At 42.5% G+C, this 2,883-nt stretch carries 3 protein-coding genes and 2 pseudogenes; 3 read left to right on the top strand and 2 right to left on the bottom strand.

The window, feature by feature from the left end; all coding sequences use genetic code 11:
• Both map and AC075L_RS03235 read left to right on the top strand, forming a co-directional pair.
• Positions 1-466: type I methionyl aminopeptidase (map, locus tag AC075L_RS03240; protein ID WP_476387126.1), on the top strand; the 466-nt coding region annotated here is incomplete at its 5' end.
• A gap of 25 nt (positions 467-491) precedes the next feature.
• Positions 492-599 (top strand): annotated as a pseudogene (locus AC075L_RS03235) (S1 domain-containing protein); the annotation flags it as partial.
• Here the strand turns inward: AC075L_RS03235 and AC075L_RS03230 are convergent.
• Positions 551-724, bottom strand: a pseudogene (locus AC075L_RS03230) (TetR/AcrR family transcriptional regulator); the annotation flags it as partial. The pseudogenes AC075L_RS03235 and AC075L_RS03230 overlap by 49 nt on opposite strands.
• A 7-nt stretch (positions 725-731) precedes the next feature.
• Here AC075L_RS03230 and AC075L_RS03225 point away from each other — a divergent pair.
• The gene (locus tag AC075L_RS03225) at positions 732-1,502 is read left to right on the top strand and encodes an adenine deaminase C-terminal domain-containing protein (protein ID WP_476387127.1); all 771 of its coding nucleotides are present in this window, start codon (positions 732-734) and stop codon (positions 1,500-1,502) included.
• A gap of 184 nt (positions 1,503-1,686) precedes the next feature.
• Here AC075L_RS03225 and AC075L_RS03220 read toward each other — a convergent pair.
• The coding region (locus AC075L_RS03220) for a sensor histidine kinase (protein WP_476387125.1) at positions 1,687-2,883 on the bottom strand (1,197 nt) is incomplete at its 5' end.

Here is a 2,883-nt window from a genome sequence, read left to right as displayed (position 1 = left end):
CGGTCTTATTTATAAGGGGTATCATTCTGATGCAGCGAGGACTTATGCTGTCGGTGAAGTTTCACCGCAGGCACGTAAGCTGATGGATGTGACCAGAGAGTGTTTCTTTGAGGGACTCAAGGCTGCACGTGCGGGAAATCATCTGAATGATATTTCCAAGGCGATCGGTGCTCATGCTGCCAAATATCATTATGGGATTGTCCGCGACCTGGTTGGACATGGAATCGGCACTCACCTTCATGAGGATCCGCAGATCCCGAATTTTCCGCAGAAGCGAAGAGGAGTTCGTCTGATGCCGGGTATGACACTTGCTGTAGAGCCTATGATCAATCTGGGACGTGCAGATGTGGCATGGCTGGATGATGAGTGGACTGTTGTAACTATGGATGGTTCTCTTTCTGCTCATTATGAGAATACGATTCTTGTTACAGACGGAGATCCGGAGATTCTGACTCTTACGAAATAATTGGACGACATACAGGAGGTTTAAAATGTCAAAAGCAGATGTAATCGAAGTGGAAGGCACTGTTCTGGAAAAGCTGCCTAATGCGATGTTTAAAGTGGAACTGGAGAACAAACATGTGGTGCTTGCACATATCATTTCGGCATCTTTGAGCGGCATTTCGTGGATGATCAATTCAAAAAAAGTATGAAGCATTCCGGTGATCAGAATATGCTCCAGCGAAGGATCGATATGCGGAGAGGGCCGTCCAAGCTGCCTTAGACTTGGAATGATCGCACCCGGAAGACAGGCAGATTTTGTCATTCTGGATAATGTGGCAGATCTGAATGTTGTAGATGTATATCATTGTGGTAAGAAGATCATTAAAGATGAGAAAGCAGAATTGAAACCATGTCCTCCATATCTGAAAAATACAGTTCATGTATCAGGTTTCAGTGAGGAACGTCTAAAACTGAAACATCCGGGAACAAAGGCAAGAGTGATTCAGATGCTTGAGAAACAGATTGTGACAAAAGATGTTCTGGAAGAGGTTCCATGGATAGAATCGGATGGTGAGAAATATTTTGCTCCGGACGGAGAATATCAGAAGATTGCAGTGATCGAGCGTCATAAGAATACGGGCAAGATGGGAGTGGGCATTGTAAAAGGCTATGGAATCCACGGCGGAGCTATTGCTTCCAGTGTTTCCCATGATTCCCACAATATTATTGTAGTAGGAGATAATGATCGTGATATGGCTGTTGCTGTAAAAGAAATGATACGGACGCAGGGTGGTTATACTCTGGTATGCAACGGAGAGATTTATGGAACCTTACCACTTCCTGTCATGGGACTGATGAGCGATGCCGGCTACGAGAGTGTAAACGGAGCACTTGCAAAAATGATTCCGAAGGCCCATGAGATGGGAGTGAAAGAAGGATTTGATCCGTTTATCACCCTGTCATTTATGGCACTGCCTGTGATTCCTGAAATCAGGATCACACCGAGAGGAATCTATCTCGTAAATGAAGACAGAATGCTGAGAACACCGTTTAGTTAAGGTGGGTGAAATGTCCTAAATGCATTATTTACGAGGATTGCCATAGAATAAAAAAATACCGTAATAAAAGTAAATGATATATACTTTTGTTACGGTATTTTTTATAGCAGTCCTCTCAGACACGCTCCAGGTAAGAGGGTTGTTACAGGTATATTTAAGACAATATTTTTCAAGTGAAAGAAATTTATTTCGTTTTCTCCAGAGTAAAGATAAATTCGGTTCCCACACCTTCTGTACTGATCACATCAATATTCTGGTTATGTGCATTGATGATCTCTTTGACTATAGAAAGTCCAAGTCCGGTGCCTTTACGGTCTTTTCCGCGGGATGCATCAATCTTGTAGAAACGATCCCAGATTTTGCCCAGGCTTTCTTTGGGAATGCCGGTTCCGTAATCTTTTACAGAAACGAAGACCTTACCGCTTTTTACAGTTGTTTCAATCTGAACAGAGGAATTATCATTGCTGAATTTAATGGCATTATCAAGAAGGTTGTAAAGAACCTGCTGAATCTGTTCCATATCAGCTCTGACATAAAGTTCATGTCCGGAGAGCAGCAGCTCCAGACGAATCTGGCGGCTGGTGCAGATGCCTTCAAATGTAGCTGCTGTGTTTTTGATGATATCATTGATATCAAAACGCTGGATGTGCATCATCCGTTTTTTCATATCCAGTTCATTCAGAGTCAGAAGACTGCGGGTGAGTTTTTCAAGACGTTCAGATTCAAAAGCGATGATCTTCAGATACCGTTCCTGCATCTCATAGGGGATGGTACCGTCCAGTATGGCATTGACATATCCCTTGATGGAGGTAAGGGGAGAACGGAAATCATGAGAGACATTTGCAATGAATTTACGCTGATATTCTCCGTTTTTGTTCAGTTCATCGGACATATAATTCAGAGTTTTGGCAAGATATCCCATTTCATCATCAGAAGTAACGTCTATTTTATATGCAAGATTACCTCCTGCATATTCACTGGCACCTTTCATGATCCTGGCCAGGGGCTTACGTATGTAGTGGCTGTAAGCCCAGAGCAGAAGACTGGTGGCTGCATAGCACAGGAGAAAGATTACCTGCATGATAAAAAGAATACTGCTTCGGCTCTGATAAAGGTTTGTCATCGAATAATGGATTGCCACGTAACCTTTGGTTTCCATATCAGAGGTGATCGGGGCAATAACACTCAAATGATCTGTTTTAAAGAAACCATAAAACTTTCCAATCTGATAATAGTTGCTTCCCCATTTGGAAGCATCGAATTCTTCCAGTGGGATTGGATCCCGGACGTCAATATTTTTCTGTGTACTTACAATGATTTCACCATTACTGTTGATGATCCACAATACAGCATCCTGAAAATTGAAAATTGCACATAGTGT

This window comes from Blautia sp. ZXY-1-B12 (assembly GCF_056339915.1).
Note: the sequence above shows the minus strand (reverse complement) of the source record. Positions and strands in the feature narration are given on the sequence as shown.

Coding starts and splice junctions, on each gene's coding strand:
- AC075L_RS03225 (WP_476387127.1), top strand. CDS start 732: ATGATCGCACCCGGAAGACAGGCAGATTTTGTCATTCTGGATAATGTG.